17 protein-coding genes are annotated in these 18,915 nt (G+C 67.8%); 6 read left to right on the top strand and 11 right to left on the bottom strand.

Annotated features, from left to right (window positions below; genetic code table 11):
• Positions 1–638: 638 nt before the first annotated feature.
• Both IB228_RS18055 and IB228_RS18050 read right to left on the bottom strand, forming a co-directional pair.
• Positions 639–1,760, bottom strand: a complete 1,122-nt coding sequence (locus tag IB228_RS18055; RefSeq protein WP_183637880.1) for an efflux RND transporter periplasmic adaptor subunit — start codon at positions 1,758–1,760, stop codon at positions 639–641.
• Positions 1,757–4,984 carry an efflux RND transporter permease subunit gene (locus IB228_RS18050; RefSeq protein ID WP_183637883.1) on the bottom strand — a complete coding sequence of 1,076 codons (3,228 nt, stop codon included), beginning with the start codon at positions 4,982–4,984 and terminating at the stop codon, positions 1,757–1,759. Before IB228_RS18050 ends, IB228_RS18055 begins: the two co-directional genes overlap by 4 nt.
• A gap of 249 nt (positions 4,985–5,233) precedes the next feature.
• Here IB228_RS18050 and IB228_RS18045 point away from each other — a divergent pair, with 249 nt between their 5' ends.
• Complete coding sequence (locus IB228_RS18045) at positions 5,234–6,169, top strand: AraC family transcriptional regulator (protein ID WP_183637886.1); 936 nt, start codon at positions 5,234–5,236, stop codon at positions 6,167–6,169.
• A gap of 4 nt (positions 6,170–6,173) precedes the next feature.
• Here IB228_RS18045 and xth read toward each other — a convergent pair whose 3' ends face one another.
• Positions 6,174–6,995, bottom strand: coding sequence for an exodeoxyribonuclease III (gene xth, locus IB228_RS18040; RefSeq protein WP_225562523.1), 822 nt, complete (start codon positions 6,993–6,995; stop codon positions 6,174–6,176).
• Positions 6,992–7,372, bottom strand: a complete 381-nt coding sequence (locus tag IB228_RS18035) for a VOC family protein (RefSeq protein WP_183637892.1) — start codon at positions 7,370–7,372, stop codon at positions 6,992–6,994. Before IB228_RS18035 ends, xth begins: the two co-directional genes overlap by 4 nt.
• 132 nt (positions 7,373–7,504) lie before the next feature.
• Between IB228_RS18035 and IB228_RS18030 the strand changes: the two genes are divergently transcribed.
• Positions 7,505–8,071: an isochorismatase family cysteine hydrolase gene (locus IB228_RS18030; RefSeq protein WP_225562522.1), complete on the top strand. Its 567-nt coding sequence runs from the start codon at positions 7,505–7,507 to the stop codon at positions 8,069–8,071.
• Between the two features lie 12 nt (positions 8,072–8,083).
• Here the strand turns inward: IB228_RS18030 and IB228_RS18025 are convergent, their stop codons facing one another.
• Positions 8,084–8,830 carry a metallophosphoesterase family protein gene (locus tag IB228_RS18025; protein ID WP_192199419.1) on the bottom strand — a complete coding sequence of 249 codons (747 nt, stop codon included), beginning with the start codon at positions 8,828–8,830 and terminating at the stop codon, positions 8,084–8,086.
• 143 nt (positions 8,831–8,973) lie between these two features.
• Here IB228_RS18025 and IB228_RS18020 point away from each other — a divergent pair, with 143 nt between their 5' ends.
• The 3 genes from IB228_RS18020 to IB228_RS18010 all read left to right on the top strand — a co-directional run bounded on the left by IB228_RS18020 (position 8,974) and on the right by IB228_RS18010 (position 10,496).
• Positions 8,974–9,378 (top strand): VOC family protein, encoded by a 405-nt coding sequence (locus tag IB228_RS18020; protein ID WP_192199418.1) that lies wholly within the window; start codon positions 8,974–8,976, stop codon positions 9,376–9,378.
• Between the two features lie 171 nt (positions 9,379–9,549).
• The gene (locus IB228_RS18015; protein ID WP_192199417.1) at positions 9,550–9,951 is read left to right on the top strand and encodes a VOC family protein; all 402 of its coding nucleotides are present in this window, start codon (positions 9,550–9,552) and stop codon (positions 9,949–9,951) included.
• Positions 9,951–10,496 carry a dihydrofolate reductase family protein gene (locus tag IB228_RS18010; RefSeq protein ID WP_192199416.1) on the top strand — a complete coding sequence of 182 codons (546 nt, stop codon included), beginning with the start codon at positions 9,951–9,953 and terminating at the stop codon, positions 10,494–10,496. The genes IB228_RS18015 and IB228_RS18010 overlap by 1 nt, the downstream gene beginning before the upstream one ends.
• Positions 10,497–10,598: 102 nt before the next feature.
• Here IB228_RS18010 and IB228_RS18005 read toward each other — a convergent pair whose 3' ends face one another.
• From IB228_RS18005 to IB228_RS17980, 6 genes are all read right to left on the bottom strand, one after another.
• Positions 10,599–12,209: a PepSY-associated TM helix domain-containing protein gene (locus tag IB228_RS18005; RefSeq protein WP_192199415.1), complete on the bottom strand. Its 1,611-nt coding sequence runs from the start codon at positions 12,207–12,209 to the stop codon at positions 10,599–10,601.
• Positions 12,210–12,230: 21 nt separating this feature from the next.
• Positions 12,231–12,533, bottom strand: coding sequence for a hypothetical protein (locus IB228_RS18000; RefSeq protein ID WP_192199414.1), 303 nt, complete (start codon positions 12,531–12,533; stop codon positions 12,231–12,233).
• On the bottom strand, positions 12,530–12,817 hold the full coding sequence (locus IB228_RS17995) for a hypothetical protein (RefSeq protein WP_183637908.1): 288 nt from the start codon (positions 12,815–12,817) through the stop codon (positions 12,530–12,532). Before IB228_RS17995 ends, IB228_RS18000 begins: the two co-directional genes overlap by 4 nt.
• Complete coding sequence (locus tag IB228_RS17990) at positions 12,814–14,184, bottom strand: alpha/beta hydrolase-fold protein (RefSeq protein ID WP_192199413.1); 1,371 nt, start codon at positions 14,182–14,184, stop codon at positions 12,814–12,816. Before IB228_RS17990 ends, IB228_RS17995 begins: the two co-directional genes overlap by 4 nt.
• Positions 14,181–16,400, bottom strand: a complete 2,220-nt coding sequence (locus tag IB228_RS17985) for a TonB-dependent siderophore receptor (RefSeq protein WP_192199412.1) — start codon at positions 16,398–16,400, stop codon at positions 14,181–14,183. Before IB228_RS17985 ends, IB228_RS17990 begins: the two co-directional genes overlap by 4 nt.
• Before the next feature lie 268 nt (positions 16,401–16,668).
• Positions 16,669–17,304 (bottom strand): DUF6348 family protein, encoded by a 636-nt coding sequence (locus IB228_RS17980; protein ID WP_192199411.1) that lies wholly within the window; start codon positions 17,302–17,304, stop codon positions 16,669–16,671.
• Positions 17,305–17,692: 388 nt separating this feature from the next.
• On the opposite strand from IB228_RS17980, the gene IB228_RS17975 reads away from it, so the two are divergent.
• Positions 17,693–18,898 carry an acyltransferase gene (locus IB228_RS17975; RefSeq protein WP_192199410.1) on the top strand — a complete coding sequence of 402 codons (1,206 nt, stop codon included), beginning with the start codon at positions 17,693–17,695 and terminating at the stop codon, positions 18,896–18,898.
• Positions 18,899–18,915 lie beyond the last annotated feature (17 nt).

Raw genomic sequence — 18,915 nt, 5'->3', positions numbered from 1 at the left:
GAGCTAGCGTCGGCCCATCCTTCCGTTTGACTGTGGGAGCGACGTAAGTCGCGAGCTTTTCGCGATTTTCCCGGCTCCGTCATCGCGACTCACGTCGCTCCCACAAGGGGTACTTTGGCTGGCGTCACGTCTTTATCGCATTGACCCTGGCCGTGACCATTGGCCCAGCCAGAGCGAGCGTCGGCCCATCCTTCCGTTTGACTGTGGGAGCGACGTAAGTCGCGAGCTTTTCGCGTTTTCCCCGGCTCCGTCATCGCGACTCACGTCGCTCCCACAAGGGTACTTTGGCTGGCGTCACGTCTTCATCGCATTGACCCTGGCCGTGACCGTCGGCCTAGCCGGAGCGAGCGTTGGCGCATCCTTCCGTTTGACTGTGGGAGCGACGTAAGTCGCGAGCTTTTGTGCGTTTTTCCCGGCTCCGTCATCGCGACTCACGTCGCTCCCACAAGGGGTACTTTGGCTGGCGTCACGTCTTCATCGCATTGACCCTGGCCGTGACCATCGGCCCAGGCGGAGCGAGCGTTGGCGCATCCTTCCGTTTGACTGTGGGAGCGACGTAAGTCGCGAGCTTTTGTGCGTTTTTCCCGGCTCCGTCATCGCGACTCACGTCGCTCCCACAAAGGCAAGAATGGTGGAGGTTACTTCTTCACGACATTGGCCTTGGCCGTGACCTTCTGGCCGGCGGTCAGCATGGCGTTGGGGGCCAGGACGACCTGTTCGCCCGGCTTCAGGCCGGAGAGCACTTCGGCTTCGTTGCCCAGGTTGCGGCCCAGCACGACCTTGCGGAACTGCAGCAGCGCGTCGCCGCCGACCACCGCCACCTGCGCGCCGCCGGCGTCCTGCGTCACCGCCGAGACGGGCACCAGCACCGCTGGCACCGCGCGCGGCACCTTCAGGCCGATTTCACCCAGCATGCCGGCGGGAATCCGCCCTTCCGGATTGGGCAGGCGCAATTCGATCCGCATCGCGCCGACGCTGCTGGAAATGTTCTGCGCGCTGCGCACCACTTCGACCTCGAACGCCTGATCGGCCAGTTCCAGGAAACGCATCTGCCCGGCCATGCCCGGACGCACCTGCAAGGCCGCGTTCTGCGGCACGTCGACCACGATGCGCAGCGGATCCAGCGCGTTGACCTCGAACATCGGCAAGGTCGCCGAGGCCGAATCGCCGACCACGCGATCACCGCGTTCGACATTGCGCGCCACCACCACGCCGTCGAACGGCGCACGCACCACCTGGAAGCCCTGGCGCTCGCGGGCACTGGACAGGCGCGCCTGCGCCGCCGAGGTGGCCGCGCGCGCGGCGCTCAGGCTTGCCAGGCGTTCGCTGTGCAGTTCCCTGGAGATGGCGCCGGATCCGACCAGCACGTCGGCGCGATCGAAGTTGGCCTTCGCCAGCGCCTGGTTGGCCTGCGCCAGTTCCAGATCCGCGGCGGCCTCGCGCACCGCCTGATCGACTTCCGGGGTGGCGATCGTCGCCAGCACCTGGCCGGCTTTCACGTGATCGCCGAGGTCCACCCGGCGCTCGCTGACGAAACCGGTGGCGCGCGCATACAGCTTGGCCGACTCGCCGGCTTCGGCGCGCGCCGGCAGCCTCAACTCGGATTGCGGGTCCGCGGCCTTGGCCGGAGTGGTCAACACGTCCGGCACGGCGGTTGCGGGCTGGGTGGCGGCGGAGCTGCGGCCGCAGCCGCTGAGGGTGGCGATGCCGGCCACGACGGCGGCGGCCAGCAACAGGCCGGTAACGGGAACGGTCTTCATGGGGAGACTCCTGCACCGGCAGCGTCGCCGGTGGCGGTGGGGGAGGAAACATCGGAGATATCGATGGCCCGCGCGGCTTCGGCGCGTCGCTTCTGCCGGCGGCCGACCACGGCCAGGATCGAGGGCACCAGCACCAGCGTGGCCGGGGTGCCGAACAGCAGGCCGCCAATCACCGCGCGGCCCAGCGGCGCGTTCTGCTCGCCGCCGTCGCCCAGTCCGATCGCCATCGGGATGATGCCCAGCACCATCGCGCTGGCGGTCATCAGCACCGGGCGCAGGCGCACGGCGGCGGATTCGTACGCGGCCAGTTCCGGATCGTGGCCGTCGGCGATCAGGCCACGTGCGAAGCTGGTCACCAGCACGCTGTTGGCGGTGGACACGCCGATCACCATCATCAGGCCCATCAGCGCGGGCACGCTCAGCGGCGTGCCGGTGACGAACAGGCCGATCGCCGCGCCGGCGATCGCGACCGGCAGGCCGGACATCGCCACCAGCGGCTGGATCCACGACTGGAAGTTGATCACCAGCACCAGGAATACCAGTACCGCCGACATCAGCAGACCGCCGGCCAGTTCACCGTAGGCGCTCTGCATCTCGCCGGCCTGGCCGGTGATTTCGATCCGGTTGCCCGGCTTCATCCGCGCCTGCACGTCGGCGGTGATGCGGGTCAGGCGCGAATACACCGAACCCAGGTCAGTGCCCTGCACGTTCGCCAGCACGCTGACGGTGGGCGCGAGCGTGGTACGGGCGATGCTGGCCGGCACGTTGCGCGGCGTGACGGTGGCGATGTTGCGCAGCAGGACCGCCTGCCCTTCCCCGCCGATCCGCAGCGGCATGTTCAGCAGGGTTTCGGCATCGGGCAGGCTGGCCGGCGGCGCCTGCACCTGCACGGTGTAGGCGATCGCGTTGACGGTGTCGGTCCAGTACACCGGCGTGACCGTGCCGGAGGTGCCGAGCACCGACAGCACCGCGCGGCTGGCCTGCTGCGCGTCCAGGCCCAGCTGGGCGGCGCGGGTGCGATCGATGTGCACGCGGTACTCGGGTAGATCCAGGATCTGCCGCAGCGCCACGTCGACCGCGCCCGGTTCCTGGCGCAGGCGGCTTTCCACTTCCCGCGCCAGCGCCAGGTTGCCGGGCACGTCGCGCCCGATCAGGCGCACCTCGAAGGCGGCGGCGGCCGAGCCGGCCAGGGTCCGGCTGGTGGCGTCCGGCGGACGCTCGAATACCTTCACATCGGGGAAGCGCTCGGCCATGCGCTGGCGGATCTGGGCCAGGTAGTCGCGGGTCGGCGCATGCGGCGAGCGCAGCTGCAGCATCAGCTCGGCCTCGAACGATCCGACCACCGCGCTGTCCACCAGCGACAGGTTGATCGCGTCCGGCACGCCGATCTGTTCGTACACCGTCTGCAATTCCCCGGCCGGGATGATCCGGCGGATCTCGCGCTGGATTTCGGTCAGCCGCTGGGTGGTCTGCTCCAGCCGCGTGCCCGAGGGCATGCGCACCTGCAGGCGCAGCTGGCCGGCATCGACCTGCGGGAAGTACTCGCGTCCCAGCAGCGCGCCGGCGCCCACGCCCACCGCGACCACCAGCAGCGCGGCGATCGCCAGCACGCCGCCGTGATGGCCCAGCCGCACCAGTAGCGCGTGATGGCGGTCGCGCAGCGCATCCAGGGTGTGCTCGACCCTGTGGTTGATGCCCAGCAGCAGTTTTTCTGGCGCCCAGCGCGGGTTTTCGCGGCTGCGGATGTCGGCCGGCAGCAGCAGGTAGCACAACACCGGGATCAAGGTGCGCGAGAGCAGGAACGAGGCAATCATCGCGAAGATCACCGCCAGCGCCAGCGGGGTGAACACCCACGCCGACAGGCCGGTCATCAGCAGGATCGGCGTCAGCACGATGCAGATGGAGACCGTGGAGACGAACTCGGGGAACACCACCTCGCGGGCGCTGTCCAGGATCGCCGTGCGCACGTCCTTGCCCAGGGCGATGTTGCGGTTGGTGTTCTCCACATCCACCACCGCGTTGTCGACCAGGATGCCGATCGCCAGCGCCAGGCCGCCGAGGGTCATCACGTTGAAGGTGTAGCCCAGCAGGTCCAGCATCGCCACGCTGGCCAGCAGCGCCAGCGGGATGGCCGACAGCACGATCAGGCTGGAACGCCAGGAGCCGATGAACACCAGCACCACCAGCGCCACCAGCAGGCCGACCAGCACCGCCTCGTGCTGGATGGAGGCGATGGCATTGTCGACGAACACCGACTGATCGAAGATCGGCGCGATGCGCATGCCCGGCGGCGCCGAGGCCTCGATTTCCGGTAGCCGCTCGCGCACCGCGCGCACGATTTCCACCGCCGAGGCGCCGCCCAGCTTGATCAGCGCCACCGACACCGCGCTGGAACCGTCCATCCGCGCCACGTTGGTCTGCAACGCACCGCCGTCACGCACCGAGGCGACGTCGCGCACGTACAGCACGACGCCGTTGCGGGTGGCGACCGGCAGGTCGAGGAATTCCTGCACCGAAGCCGGACTGGCGTCGAGCGAGATCTGCAGTTCGCGCGCACCCTCGCGGATGGAACCGGATGGCAGGGTCGGGCTGCCGCGCTCCAGCGCGCCAGTGATGTCGGACGGGGTCAGGCCGTAGGTCTGCAAGGCGGACGGATTCAGGTCCACCATCACCTGCCGCGCGGCGCCACCGTAGGGCAGCGTCATGCGGATGCCGGGAATGGTCTGGATCTGCGAGCGCAGTTGCAGGCGCGCGTAATCGTACAGCTGCGCTTCGGTCAGCGAGTCCGACGACAGCACCAGTTGCAGCACCGGCGTGCTGGACACGTTGTTGCGCACCACCAGCGGCGGTGAAGTGCCCGGCGGCATGCGCCGCAGGATGGTCTGCGACACCGCGGTGATCTGGCCCAGCGCGCGGTCCAGGCTGACGTTGGGCTGGAAATCGATGCGGATGATGCTGGCGCCGTTGATGGTTTCCGAGCGCACTTCCTTCAGGTCATCCACGGTGTTGAGGATGGCCGCCTCGGAGAAGGTGGTGATCTTGGCGGCCATGTCCGCGGCCGACAGGCCGTTGTAGGTCCAGACCAGGTTGATGGACGGAATGCCGACCTCGGGCAGGATGTCGGTCGGCATGCGCCGGGCCGACAGGGTGCCGAACAGCAGGATCAGGATGGCGAGCACCCCGATGGTATAGCGACGGTTGAGCGCGTACTGGACGATCCACATGGGGCGTGCTTCCAACGGCGGGGGAAGCCGGTACGCGGGCGGCGCCGCTGGCGAGCGGGCACCGACCCGCGTCGCGAGGCGCGCGGGCGCCTCATCCGGTGGGGGGCCTTTACGTTAGTCGGCTCATCGGCACACTGGTTAGTACATTGCTGTCCAATGCTTGCCTATTTCTGCAAAACCGCCGCCCGGGCTTTGCACCGCCGCGCCGGGTTCCGAATAATCGGCCTACCCCCACCCCCACGCATCGCCATGAGCGCCAATACTTCCGCGGATACCCTCGCCCAGCGCGCGACCTGCGCGGCGAAGGCCGAACTGGCGGATCGGATTGCCCAATTGGCAACCTCCGACGGCAGCCACGCCACCGTCATCCCGCAACTGCACCTGATGCGGCGCAATTCGCCCACACCGTGCATTCCCACGGTCTACGAACCGCGCCTGTGCATCGTCGCCCAGGGCAGCAAGGAATCGACCCTGGCCGGGCAGACCTACCGCTATGACCCGCTCAACTACCTGGTGGTGTCGGTGACCCTGCCGATGATCGGCCAGGTCATCGAAGCCACGCCGGAGAAGCCCTACCTGTCGCTGCGCCTGGACATCGACCCGGCGGTGATCGCCTCGCTGATGCTGGACGCCGGCCCGCAACCCACATCCAACCGCCTGGACCCCGGACTCTACGCCGCCAAGGTGACGACGCCATTACTGGACGCGGTACTGCGGCTGATGCGCCTGCTCGACACCCCGGCGGATCTGCCGGTGCTGGCGCCGCTGGCGATCCGCGAGATCTTCTACCGCGTGCTGGTCGGCGACCTCGGCCACAGCCTGCGCGAGATCGCCGCCGCCGACACCCGCTCGCACCGCATCTCGCGCGCGGTCGCGCACCTGCGCCAACGCTTCCTGCATCCGCTCAACATCGAGGAACTGGCGCAGTCCGTGCACATGAGCACCTCGTCGCTGCATCACCAGTTCAAGGCGGTCACCACGCTCTCGCCGCTGCAATTCCAGAAACAGCTGCGCCTGCACGAGGCGCGCCGGCTGATGCTGGCCGACGGCATCGACGCGGTCGCCGCCGCGCATCGGGTCGGCTACGAGAGCCCTTCGCAGTTCAGCCGCGAATACAAGCGCCTGTTCGGCGCGCCGCCGCGTTCGGAGATCGGGCAGGTCCGCTTCAACGCGCGCCAGGTCTGAGGTTTCAGGCGCCGGCCTTTTTCCGCAGTTTGGCGGGCCGGGTCATCCGGATCCAGGTCGGCGCGTGATCGCTGGGCTTGGGCAGCCCGCGCACCCAGCGGTCCACGCCCGCCTCCTTCAGGCGCATGGCGGCCGGCGGATTCAGCAGCAGGTGATCGATGCGCAGTCCGGCGTCGCGCTCCCAGTGCTGGCGGAAATAGTCCCAGAACGTATAGACGCGCTTCTCCGGATGCCGCTCGCGAAGCGCGTCGACCCAGCCCGTCTCCAGCAGCTTCGCGTAGCGCTCCCGGCTTTCCGGTTGCAGCAACGCGTCCTTTCGCCAGGAGCGCGGGTTGTAGATGTCCTCGTCGGTGGGCACCACGTTGTAGTCGCCGGCCATCACCACCGGCTGTTCCAGCGCGTACAGCTTGCGCGCGTGGCGGATGAAGCGATCGAACCACTTGAGCTTGTAGTCGAACTTCGGTCCCGGTTGTGGATTTCCATTGGGCAGGTACAGGCAGGCCACGCGCAGGTCGAAGGCATCGACTTCCAGATAGCGCGCGTGGCTGTCGCCGGGATCGCCCGGCAGGCTGCGGCGCACCTCCGTGGACGCTTCGCCGCGGGTCAGCACCGCCACGCCATTCCAGGAGCGCTGGCCCACCCAGCGCGCGTGATAACCCTCCGCTTCCAGTTCCGCGCGCGGGAACCCCTCGTCCACCGCCTTTAGTTCCTGCAGGCAGGCCACGTCCGGCGTCTCCCGCCGCAGCCATGCGATCAGATGCGGCAGGCGGGTGCGGATGCCGTTGACGTTGAATGTCGCCACGGCCAGCGTGCGTCGCCGGTTCATGGCCATCGATGGCCTTCTTTCGGCAGGTCGTCGCGCTGCTGGCGCAGCACGCAGAAGCGGTGTCCGGTCGGCGCCTGCATCACCCACCAGTCCCGGACCTGCGCGACCCGCCGCGCGCCGAGCGCTTCCAGCCGGCGCACTTCTGCTTCCACGTCGGTCGATTCGATGTCCAGGTGGACGCGGCTGGGATGCCGGACCGCCTGCAACAGGATGCCCGGCTGGCCGGGCGCGGTGTCGAGCTGTCGATAATGGCCATCGTCCGGATCCGGCAGGCGCCGCCATGGCTGGCCCAGCGCGCCGGACCAGAACCCGGCCGCGGCATCCAGTTCCGGCTGCCGGCAATCGATGACCAGTTGTGCCAGGCGGCTACGGTGCATGCCCTACTCTCCATGCGGGTGTGCTTCCAACCTAGGGTCGGCACCATCACGGACGGGTGAAAAGCGCGCGCCTTCACGTGCCGCTGGCATCGCCCGAACGATGCTGCGGGAAGATGCCACCGGAGACACCGCTTGGTTTCGCGCCTTTCCACTCCGCCTGCGCCCGCCGCGCTGCTGATCATCGACATGATCAACTTGTTCGACTTTCCGGGCGGTGCGGCCCTGGCGCGCCAGGCCCGGCCGCTGGCGCGTCGCCTGCAGGCGCTCAAGCAGCGCTTCCACCAGGCCGGCGCGCCGGTCGTCTACGTCAACGACAATTTCATGCACTGGCAGGCCGACTTCAAGGAACTCGTCGCGATCTGCGCGCATCCGCGCGCGCCCGGCGCCGAAATCGCCGAACGCCTGCGCCCGGGACCCGAGGACTACTACGTCCTCAAGCCCAAGCATTCGGCCTTCCTGTGCACCCCATTGGCGCTTTTGCTGGCGAAACTGGGCGTGCGCCGGCTGGTGCTCACCGGCATCGCCGCCGACGCCTGCATCCTGGCGACCGCGATGGATGCGCACGCGCGCGAATACGCGCTGGAAATCCCCCGTGACGGCGTGGCCTCGCGCACCCCGCGCCTGCGTGATCTCGCGCTGGCGACCCTGCAGGGAGCCGCAGGCATCGGCATCAGCCGGGTGTCGCGCGTCCGGCCCTGAGAGCGGGCCACATCACTCCGGGACGTAGCCGGTCAGCAGCGCTCGTTCCCATTCCGGTCGCCCGCGTTTGCGCGCCAGCCGGGCCATCGCGAGGTGGTCATAGGGCAAGGCGATGTGCTCCACCTGCCAACCGTGCGCGCCCTTCTCCAGGATCGCGTAGCGCGCATCCGGTGAACCGTTTTCGACCACATAGGGCACAGGATGATCGTCGCGATACGCCTGCAGGCCGACGCTGCCGGGATTGAAGAGCAGTTGCCCGGCCGGCGTACGCAGCGCGCGCGGCACGTGGGTGTGTCCGCACGCAATGACGGGAGCGGTTTCGCCCGCCAGGCGCCGAACCACTTCCTCCGCCGAGGCCATCCGCGTCCCCGGCCCCACCACCGTTTCCAGCAGGTGTTCGCAATCGCTGCGCGGAGTGCCGTGGCAGAGCAGCAACGCGTCGTCCACATGCACGCATGGCGACAGCGAACGCAGCCAGTCCAGTTCCGCCTTGCCCAGTTGCGAGGCCGCGTGGCGATCCGATTCCCCGCCCCGCCCGTCACGCAGCAGTTCCAGGATCTGGCGCTCGTGGTTGCCGGCCAGCGACAGCCAGCCGGAGTCCATCAGGAAGCGGGCGGTTTCGAGCGGCAGCAGCGGCCCGGACAGGTTGTCGCCCAGGTTGACCACCCGCGCCACGTCACGGCGGTGGATGTCCGACGCCACCGCCTCCAGTGCGGCGAGGTTGCCATGGATGTCGGAGACGACGGCGATGCGGGTCATGCGGACACCAGCGTGTCGGGAGGCCGGTGAATCTAGCAGAATGCTGCGCCGCGGACGGTGCGATACTGCGACGCCACCGTCCGCGGACCGGTCCCGCTCGTCCGCCGCCGGGAACACGGACATGACCGCCGCTGGAGAACATCATGAGCATCGAAGTGCGTGGCGTGTGCGCCTTGCTGCAGGTTTTCGACATGCCGACCTCGGTCCGCTTCTATCGCGACGTGCTGGGGTTCGAGATCGTCCAGACCTCGGCACGCGAGGGCGACCGGTTCGACTGGGGATTGCTGCGGCTGGGCGAGGCGGAGCTGATGCTGAACACGGCATACGAGGCGGATGACCGGCCGGCATCGCCGGATCCACAGCGCCGGTCGCAGCACCGCGACGTCTGCCTCTACTTCGGTTGCCCCGATCCGGACGCGGCCTACCGGCAGTTGCGGGAGCGCGGTGTCGACGTGGAGCCCCCCAAGGTGGCGCCGTATGGGATGAAGCAGTTGTACGTCAGCGATCCGGATGGCTTCCTGCTGTGTTTCCAGTGGTCGGCGGAATAAGCCGTCCCTGTTGCCGCAGCCATGATCGGCATCGCCCGGCGGTTGTCCTGATCGTCGACATTCGATCATCGTGCACTCGGCAGATGATCGATGCCGTCCAAACTGTCCATTCACCGGCAACGCTGATACTGTTTCCGCCCACAAAAAATCACCGTTCCCGGAAGAGGTTCCATGTTCAGCCACGTTACCGTCGGTGTCAGCGATCTGGATGCCGCGGCCGCGTTCTACGACGCGATCCTGTTGCCGCTGGGTTTGCGGCAGCGTGAAGTGATACCGGATGGTGGCCCCGCGGCCCGCTGCTGGATCAAGCCGGGCCAGGCATTGCCCCGGTTCTATGCCTATCAACCATTCGATCGGCAGCCCGCCAGCGCAGGCAACGGCAGCATGCTGGCATTCCTCGCCGGTGATGAGCAGCAGGTGCGGCAGGCTTATGCCGCCGGCCTGCTGGCGGGTGGCAGAAGTGAAGGCGAGCCCGGTGAGCGCCCGCACTACGGCAAAGGCTATTTCGGCGCCTACCTGCGCGATCCCGATGGCAACAAGATCCATCTGGTCCATCGTGGGGATCTGGCGTGATGAAGTGTTCGGTCTACATCGCCACCAGCGTGGACGGCTACATTGCCGGAGCGGATGGCGATATCGATTGGCTGCTGCGCCCCGAATACGCCGTCTCCCTGCTCAACGGGCTCAGCTACGAAGCCTTCATCGCCGATGTCGACGTCCTGGTGATGGGACGTCATACCTACGACAAGGTCCGCACCTTACCAGAGTGGCCCTATGGCGCCCTGCCGGTCGTCGTGCTGTCGTCGCTGCCGCCTGACACCTCCGCCGGCCAGCCCGCCGACGTGCGATGGATGAGCGGTTCACCGGAAGAAATCACCCGGCGACTGGCCGAAGAAGGATGCCGCCACCTATATATCGACGGCGGCAACACTGTGCAACGCTTCCTGCGGGCCAGACTGATCGATGAGCTGACCATCACCCGCGTCCCACTGCTGCTGGGCAATGGCATACCGCTGTTCGGTGCCGATGTCCCCGAACAAAACCTGCGCCTGATCGCGGCAACGCATTCCGAAAATGGTTTCGTCCAGGAACGCTACGCCGTTCAGCACCCGCGGTAGCGCGCCGTCCTCAAGCGCTTTGCGCGCCGCAAGGCAATGGAGGCTCCCTTTCTTCGCATCGCCTTGCCGTATTGGCCCGGACATGCCTGTCGCGCGGAATGGCTACTCCGATGCGAGAGGTTCCGGTGATGCCACCAGGGCGCCTGTGTCCGGCCCGGCCCACACGCTGTCACGCGGACCGAAGCGCGCGCGCCGTCGTGCATGCAGCGCCATCAGCATCAGCGCGCCGGCTCCCAGCAACGCGATGCCATCCACCCATGGCAGAACGCCCGGCGGGAACCACGCGCCCCCCAGATGCCAACGACCGGCCAGACTGCTGAGCGGAATCAGCAGGGTGGTCGCCGCGGCGAACAGCGCCAGTTCCGACGACGCGCGACCGGCGCCACGCAGGAACGCCCATCCGATCGTCCCCAGGAACACCGCGTAGTAGGCGATGCGATGCCACAGCGCCGGATCCTCGACGCGCCCCGGCAGCCATTTGGCCGCGGCGAGCGTGGCGGAGATGCCGGCCACGCAACCCAGCGCCACGCCCACGGTCAGGCAGGCCATCACCCGGCTCGAACGGCGCTGCGCGACGATGCCCTGGCCACGTTCCTTCCTGCGCCGCGACTCCAGCCAAAGCACGTTGCCGGTGTAGAACAGCATCGCCCCGGCCAGGCCCAGCAGGAAATAGGCCCAACGCACGGGCAGGCCACCGAAGTTGCCGAAGTGCAGGCTGAAGAAGCTGGCGATCGCGGTCTCGTAGCCCGCATGGCGCCCGGGAATGTCGTCGCGGTGCAGTTCACCGGTATAGGGATTGGCGCCGACCAGGGTGGAGACGCGGCCACGGATCGGATGGCGCGGATCCACGCCCTCCAGCCGCACCTGGGTCACCCCGCCACGGCTCTGGTAGTTCACCGCCAGCACCTCGAAGCCCGGCGCCTGCAACCGCGCCTGCCGTACCAACTCGGCCGGCGCCAGTACCTGTGCGCCGGGTGGCCGTTCCGGAGGCGGCTCCCTGCCCCATTCGATCGCGGTCGGATACACCGCCCGTTCCTGCAGATCGTAGAACTGGTCGTGGAAGGCGAACACCACGGCGGTGAGCGCCATCACGATGTGGAATGGCAGACTCAGGATACCCAGCGCGTTGTGCGCGTCCAGCCACATGCGCTTGAGGTTGTGGCCGATGCGCAGCGCGAACAGATCCTTGACCAGGGTCGGCAGCAGGACGATCACGCCGGACACCAGCGCCACGCAGTACAGCAGCGCGATGACGCCCATGATCGGCATCGCCACTTCGTGCGGGAACGGCAGGCCGACCTGCTGGTGCAGAACGTCGATCCATTCGGCGACTTCGGCCTTCTCCAGCGCCTGGGTCCGCAGATGGCCGTCGCCATCCAGCGACGCGGCGAAGCTGGCGACCTCGCCACTTCGCTCGCCTCGCACGTGCCACAGCATCCGCGCCGGCTTGTCCGGGGTGGGCGTGACGCGGATTTCGTAGTCGCGCGCGGCTTCCGGATGTGCGGCGACAGTGGCGGCGACGAGTTCGGGCGCCCGTTCCAGCGGCACGGCGGGCGCGAGTTGGCTCGGTGGACTGGCCCAGCGCTCGATCGGTTTTTCAAACATGGTCAGCGCGCCGGCATAGAACGCGATGAACAGGCACAGCCCACTGAGGATGCCCACCCAGATATGGACGTCCTTGTAGACCTTGATGATGTCGTTGCGGATGCGCATGCGAAAAACCGGTGGAAGGAGTCAGCCCAGCAGCCCGCGGCTGGCATGCAGCAGGCCGAACGCCAGCGCGTTGGCCAGTGACAGCCACAGCCACGCGCGCAACGAGGTGCGGAACAGGAACACGAAACCCAGCACGACCGCCCAGATAGGCGCCATCAGCCACATGTTGAATTGCAGCTTGCCCGGCCCGCCGGCGATGCCGCCCGGTCCCCACCAGGCAAACAGGCCCGACAGCGCCAGCGCCAAACCGAAGCCCAGCAGCAGGCCCGCGCAACTCTTGCCCAGCCAATGCCGGCTCTGCAGTTTCGGCGCGGCCCGGCTCATCGCGCCGCCCTCTTGCGGTTGCGCGCGCGCCATGCGCCGAGGAACGGCATCAGCGACCACACCAGCATCAGCAGGGTCAGCCAGGTGAACGTGGCGGCGAGCGCGCCCAGCAATTGCAACAGCGCCAGCAGCGAGATCAGCAGGCACAGGCCGCCCGGCCAGCCGCGTGCGCGCGCCGGCCACGGCCCGGCGGCGCGCCACGCCTGTTGCGGCGAGGCCAGGTAAAGCAGCGCGGCGCCGGCGATGCCGGTACCCGCGGCCAATGCGATCAGGATGGGATTCATGGCGGCGCCATGCCTGCGAACGCGGGCAGGAACAATGGCAATGACGCGCCCAGCGTCTGTCCGTGCGAAAGACCCGGCAGCGGGACGTAGCGCGCTTCCACGCCACGCGCCCGTTGCCGTTCCACCAGATCCTTCGCCGCGCCCGGTGGTACCGCGTCGCGTGCGCGCCGCATCGGGGCGTGATCCGGTCGGTCGGCGTTTGCGGGTCGGGGTTCGGCTTCGATGGCCCCCACCCCAACCCTCCCCCGCACGCGGGGGAGGGAGCTGTCTTCGTCGTTTGCGGGTCGGGGTTCGGCTTCGGTGGCCCCCACCCCAGCCCTCCCCCGCACGCGGGGGAGGGAGCTGTCTTCGGCGTTTGCGGGTCGGGGTTCGGCTTCGGTGGCCCCCACCCCGGCCCTCCCCCGCACGCGGGGGAGGGAGCTGTCTTCGGCGTTTGCGGGTCGGGGTTCGGCTTCGGTGGCCCCCGTCCCGGCCCTCCCCCGCACGCGGGAGAGGGAGCTGTCTTCGTCGTTTGCGGGTCGGGGTTCGGCTTCGGTGGCCCCCACCCCGGCCCTCCCCCGCAGGCGGGGGAGGGAGTCATTGGGCATCCCGCTTTCGCCCCTTCCCCCGCTTGCGGGGGAAGGCTGGGATGGGGGCGCCTTTCCCGAAGCGGCATCAGCGCCGTTCTCACCCGCCGCCAACCACAACGTCACAGCCGTGGCGGATGCAGCATTGCCGGCCTCCTTCAACAGATACCCCTCCCCCCACCACAACGAAGGATCCACCGCCGCATAGGTGGCAAACGCATCCGGCCGCGAGAACAGCGCATGCAACACGAACACGCCGCCGTAGGAATGTCCCCAGATCGCCTGCCGCGCATCGTCCAGTGGCACCACCTGGCGCACGCGCTCGCGCGCGGCGCCGGTGAGGAGGTCGAGGAAACCGTCGGCGCCACCGTTGCGCCGCCCCAACGGATCGACCTGCGCGGCCTCCCCGCCAGGCAAGCGCGGGGTGTAATCATGCGCGCGCGCCGCGCTGTCGATGCGCAGATCGTTGTCGTGGGCGACGAACACCAGCAGCGGCGGCGAAGGTGCTTTCGCCAATGCCTGCAACAATGCTGCCGGGATCTCCATCAGCGCCGCGTTGCCGTCCAGCAGCCAGACCGCCGGATAGCCCGTCGCGTGTGGCGGCGCCAGCGGAATCGCGAGATTGAACCGATATCCCTGCCCGCCTCCTTCGCCAGGCAGGATGACGCGTTCGAAGCGGTATCCCGGCGCGCCCGTATCGGCGACGGTGGTACCGATGCGCCGGCTCAGGTCCGGCTGCGCGACCACAGGCATCGCCGTCGCCAGCAACACGGCCGCGATGAGGACAAGCAGCGCCCTCACCAGCTGAACCTCGCCGTCGCCGTCACCGTGCGGCCGCTGCCGTAGTAACAGGAAGAGATGCCACCGCAGGTCGAGACATACAGTTTGTCCGACAGATTGCTGACGTTGAGGCTGAACTGCGTATGCACGCCACCGAGATCGCCCAGGTCGTAGCGCAGAGCCGCATCGAACAGCGTGTAGGCGGGAATCCGGAACACGTTGGCGCTGTCGCCGTAGCTTTCGCCGTTGTAGCGCACGCCCGCGGCCAGGCTCAGTCCGCCCAGCGCACCGCCCTGGAAGGTGTAATCCGCCCACAGCGACGCGGTGTAGTCCGGCACCATCGCGATCTGCTTGCCCCGGTAGAGGTCGCTGCGGGTCATCTCCGAATCCATCCGGGTCGCCGCGCCGATCACGCTGAAGCCTTCCAGCGGGGTGATGCGGCCTTCCAGTTCGATGCCGCGCACGCGGCCCTCGCCATCCTGGATGGAACAGCGATCCTGGCCGGTGGCGCCGCAGTTGCTGTGCGCGGTATCCGGATCCTGGGTCAGCACGTTCTGCTGGCGCAGGTCGTACACCGACAACGTCACCAGGCCATCGAAACCGGCGGGCTGGTACTTCAGGCCCGCCTCCCACTGTTTTCCGGTGATCGGATCGAACGGCGTGCGGGTGAAACTCTGCAACACGCTGGTGGTGGACGGCTGGAACGACTCGGCGTAGCTCACGTACGGCGTGAGTCCGTTGTCGAACAGGTACACCACGCCGGCACGGCCGGTGAACGCCTCGGCGTCCAGTTGCGTGCGCGTCCACGGACCGGTAACGCCGGTGGGCACGGTATGGGTGGCGGTCGCGGTGTCGTCCTTGGTCCAGTCGTAGCGGCCACCAAGAGTGAAGCGCCAGTTGTCTAGCGCGATCTGGTCCTGCAGGTACACGCCGGTCTGGCGGTTGATGCCACGCGACAGGCTGATGCTGCGGGTGACCGGGACGTAACCGGTGTAGACCGGACGGAAGATGTCGATCGGCGCGGGATTGGTCATCGCTCCACGCTGGGCGTCCCAATCGGCCTTCTGCCAGTCCATGCCCAGCAGCAGCGTGTGCGAGGCCGCGCCGGTGTCGAACTTGCCCTGCAGGCGGGTATCGACGGTATCACCATCCGAGTTGCCCGTGCCCCAGGTCGCGCGCCGGTTCTGGGTACGGCCATCGGGATTGAGGCCGCCACTGGTGACTACCGTGCGGAACAGCGAATCCACATGCGTGCGCCGCGCGCTCTGGCTCACCGTCCAGTTCGCATTGAACACGTGCTCGAACAGCCAGCCGGCGGTCCAGATGGTGCGATCGAAGGTGTTCCAGTCCGGCTCGCCGATGAAGGTGGTGTTCTTCATCCGGCCATAGCGGGTCGGTCGCAGGGTGCCGTCCATCGGCAGGAACTGGTAGGTCGATCCACCATCGTCCTTCTGGTACAGGCCCAGCAGGGTCAAGCGGGTGCGCTCGGCAATCTGCCAGCTGTAGCTGGGCGCGAGGAAGCCATGCTTCTGCTCGGTGTGCTTGATCTGGGTATCGCCGTCACGGTACAGGCCAACCAGCCGGAAAAGGTGCGCGTCGCCCTGCTTGCCCGTGCCGACGTCGAACGCCGCGCTGGCCTGGCCGTGACCATCCACGCCGATGCGCAGCTGCTGCTCCGCGTCCGGCCGCGGGGTCTTGCTGACCTGGTTGACCATGCCGCCCGGGGCGACCTGCCCGTACATCACGGCGGACGGTCCCTTCAGCACTTCCACCCGTTCCAGGTTCCAGCTGTCGAACATGGTCCGGTTCCACTGCCCGCCCTGCGGCGCGCGCATGCCGTCGAGGGTGACGTTGTTGCTCCAGCTGCCGGCATCGAAGCCGCGGATGCGGAAATCGTCGACGCGGTTGTCGATACCGGTGCTTTCCAGGCTGACACCGGCCACGTAGCGCATGGCGTCGTTGAGGTTCTGCACGCCGCGCGCATCCAGTTCCTCGCGCGCGATCACCGACACCGACTGCGGCGTCTCGGCGATGGTGGTATCGGTCTTGGTCGCGCCTTGCGCGTGGGAAGTGGTCCGGTAGGCGTTGACCCGGACGGTATCGAGCGTGGTGGGCGCGGGGGCGTCCGCCTCGCCTGCCGACGGCAACGTGGTCTGCGCCGTGGCGGCGCCGGACAATGCCAGAAGCGAGGCGAGGGAGAGGGAAAGCGGGGTGCGCGCGAAAGCGCGCCGTTGCATGCTGGACACGGAACCAACCTGGAATGAAGAGGGTTGGCTGACTGCGTCCGCAGCGGCTATTGGGGCAATTCTACCTTGATGAGAATGATTCGCAATTGATTTGAATCAAGCCGGCGCTCGGTTGTGGCGGGAAAGCCTGTCCCCCGTCGTCCCGGCGAACGCCAGGCCCCATTTTTTCGCGCGAGTGGGAACCACTGGAATCCCGCGGCATCACGCAAAGAGCGATTCCAGCATTTGCTGGAGTGACGAGGACTGGGATTTGGCCCCCTCAGACCGCCCGCAGCATCAGGAACAGGCGGACGCTGTAGTACCCGTCCTGCGCCGCCCAACCCGCTGACGCCAATGCCTGTTCGCCCACATTCCACGGCTCGCTGTCGCGCAAGGCCTCGACGGTGAACGCACCATTGAGATTGCAGAAGAAAAACCGGAACCAGTGCGTATGCCCCGACAACGGCTCGGCGCGGATGGCAGCTTCCAGCCGCGCGAACAGCCCGTCAGGTATCGGCGGCTGCATGCCCGCCGAACCACGCGTGCCGAAGTTGCCGATGTGCGCGGCGTAGTCCCTGCCGCCGATCGACCAGGTCTCCACCGTCACCTGCTCCTCGTCCACCCGACCCCAGAGCGCCGACAGCAACACATGGAAGGAATTGCGGGTGAAATTGGCCAATCCGTCATTGAGCCCATCCTCGCCCTCGCCGATACCGGCGAAGTTCTCCTCGACGATGGTCTTGTCCGGCAGCACCACGTGCACGTCCAGTCGTCCGGTCGTTTCGCCTGGATGCCAGACCGCGCGCATCGCCGGCAGCTCGCCGTTCGGCGCGATCCAGTCGCCCTCCACCACATGGGCGATGCCATGGCCGTCGAACAGTTGGGACAGCGCTTCGGTAACGGTGGAGATAATCATCAAGGCTTCACTTCATTTCCAGCCGCCATCATCGCGGCTACCACCCGTTCCGCCAAGCACTCCCAGAACTCCCTTCCCCCGCTTGCGGGGGAAGGTGCCCGAAGGGCGGATGGGGGCACGCGATGCCGTGAAGCGGAGCTCCACCGATACCGGCACGCCCTCCCCGGACAGGCTCGGGCTGAACATCGGAGCGCCGTGATTTTTTCCGTCCCGGCGCGAATCACGGTCGTACCTTCATCCGGAATCGCCTCCATGCCATCCGTCGTCCACCCGCCGGACCGCTGATCCGCCCAGCGGCCGCGTGCCGCGTCATTCCCTGTTTCCACGCGTGCTCCTGCCGTCCCACGGCGGGCCGGGGACGCGCATGTCCCAAAAAAGGAATCCTGCCATGTCTTCCTCTTCACTTCCCGCTTCCCCCGCCGACGGCGAGCGCCTGCATGGCCTGGACGCACTGCGCGGGCTCGCGCTGCTGCTGGGCCTGGTGGTCCACGCCAGCATGGCTTTCATGCCGGGCGCGAAGGCGTTCTGGATCGCCCACGATCCGGATCCTTCCGCCTGGATCGGCCTGGGCTTCTACATCCCGCACATGTTCCGGATGGTGCTGTTCTTCCTGCTGGCCGGCTTCTTCGGCCGGCTGGCTTGCGAACGATTGGGAACCGGCGGTTTCATCCGCGATCGCGGCAGGCGCATCACCCTGGTCCTGCTGGCCGGCTGGCCGCTGGTGATGACCGGCATCGTCTCGGCGCTGGCGCTGGGTGCGATGCTGGACAACGGCGGCACCCTGCCGCCGTCGCCGCCTCCGCCACCGCTCACGCCGGAGACGTTTCCGCTGACCCACTTGTGGTTCCTGTATGTGCTGACGCTCTGCTACGCGGTGCTGCTGGCGCTGCGCGCCGTCATCGGCCGCCTGCCGTTCTCGCCGGTCCTGCTGCGATGGGGCGACGCGGTCACCCGCGTGCTGGCATCCCGCGCCGGACCGGCGTTGCTGGCCCTGCCGCTGGCGATCGCATTGGCGACCACGGCGAAGTGGTACGCGTTCTTCGGCATTCCCACTCCGGATCAATCGCTGTATCCCCCGCTGGCCGCGTGCGTCGCCTTCGGCAGCGCATTCCTGTTCGGCTGGTGGCTGCATCGCGGGCGCGATCTGCTGCCCGGATTGGCGCGACACTGGCGAGCACAGCTCGTCATCGCGGCGGCATGCACGCTGATCTGCCTGGCACTACTGGGAGGCCAGGTGGTGCTGGTCCCCGCCGCGCGGGAGCCGCGCACCTGGCTATACGCGGCGCTTTACGCGCTGGGCGCGTGGAGCTGGACCTTCGGCCTCACCGGCGCGGCGCTGCGGGCATTCGCGCAGGCACATCCCTTCCGTCGCTATCTGGCCGACGCGTCCTACTGGATCTACCTGGCACACATCCCGGTGGTGATGGCCCTGCAGGTGCTGATCGTGCGCGTGCCCGGCCCGGCCGGCTTGAAGTTCATCGCCGTCCTGCTGATCGCGCTGGCATTGCTGCTGGGCAGCTACGGGCTGTTCGTCCGCACCACCCGGCTGGGCGGCTGGATCAACGGGCGTCGGCATCCGCGCCGCTGGTCGTGACGGGTAATTCGTGGACG

Origin of the sequence: Pseudoxanthomonas sp. PXM04 (genome assembly GCF_014851695.1) — a bacterium.
Classification (GTDB): Bacteria; Pseudomonadota; Gammaproteobacteria; order Xanthomonadales; family Xanthomonadaceae; genus Pseudoxanthomonas_A; species Pseudoxanthomonas_A beigongshangi.
Note: the sequence above shows the minus strand (reverse complement) of the source record. Positions and strands in the feature narration are given on the sequence as shown.

Bases quoted from the DNA above. Each gene is read 5' to 3' on its own strand.
- IB228_RS18050 (WP_183637883.1), bottom strand. From the start codon at position 4,984: ATGTGGATCGTCCAGTACGCGCTCAACCGTCGCTATACCATCGGGGTG.
- IB228_RS17975 (WP_192199410.1), top strand. From the start codon at position 17,693: ATGTCTTCCTCTTCACTTCCCGCTTCCCCCGCCGACGGCGAGCGCCTG.
- IB228_RS18005 (WP_192199415.1), bottom strand. From the start codon at position 12,209: ATGCGCATCCGCAACGACATCATCAAGGTCTACAAGGACGTCCATATC.
- xth (WP_225562523.1), bottom strand. From the start codon at position 6,995: ATGAACCGGCGACGCACGCTGGCCGTGGCGACATTCAACGTCAACGGC.
- IB228_RS18025 (WP_192199419.1), bottom strand. From the start codon at position 8,830: ATGACCCGCATCGCCGTCGTCTCCGACATCCATGGCAACCTCGCCGCA.
- IB228_RS18000 (WP_192199414.1), bottom strand. From the start codon at position 12,533: ATGAGCCGGGCCGCGCCGAAACTGCAGAGCCGGCATTGGCTGGGCAAG.
- IB228_RS18045 (WP_183637886.1), top strand. From the start codon at position 5,234: ATGAGCGCCAATACTTCCGCGGATACCCTCGCCCAGCGCGCGACCTGC.
- IB228_RS18055 (WP_183637880.1), bottom strand. From the start codon at position 1,760: ATGAAGACCGTTCCCGTTACCGGCCTGTTGCTGGCCGCCGCCGTCGTG.
- IB228_RS18010 (WP_192199416.1), top strand. From the start codon at position 9,951: ATGAAGTGTTCGGTCTACATCGCCACCAGCGTGGACGGCTACATTGCC.
- IB228_RS17995 (WP_183637908.1), bottom strand. From the start codon at position 12,817: ATGAATCCCATCCTGATCGCATTGGCCGCGGGTACCGGCATCGCCGGC.
- IB228_RS18035 (WP_183637892.1), bottom strand. From the start codon at position 7,372: ATGCACCGTAGCCGCCTGGCACAACTGGTCATCGATTGCCGGCAGCCG.
- IB228_RS17985 (WP_192199412.1), bottom strand. From the start codon at position 16,400: ATGCAACGGCGCGCTTTCGCGCGCACCCCGCTTTCCCTCTCCCTCGCC.
- IB228_RS18015 (WP_192199417.1), top strand. From the start codon at position 9,550: ATGTTCAGCCACGTTACCGTCGGTGTCAGCGATCTGGATGCCGCGGCC.
- IB228_RS18020 (WP_192199418.1), top strand. From the start codon at position 8,974: ATGAGCATCGAAGTGCGTGGCGTGTGCGCCTTGCTGCAGGTTTTCGAC.
- IB228_RS17980 (WP_192199411.1), bottom strand. From the start codon at position 17,304: ATGATTATCTCCACCGTTACCGAAGCGCTGTCCCAACTGTTCGACGGC.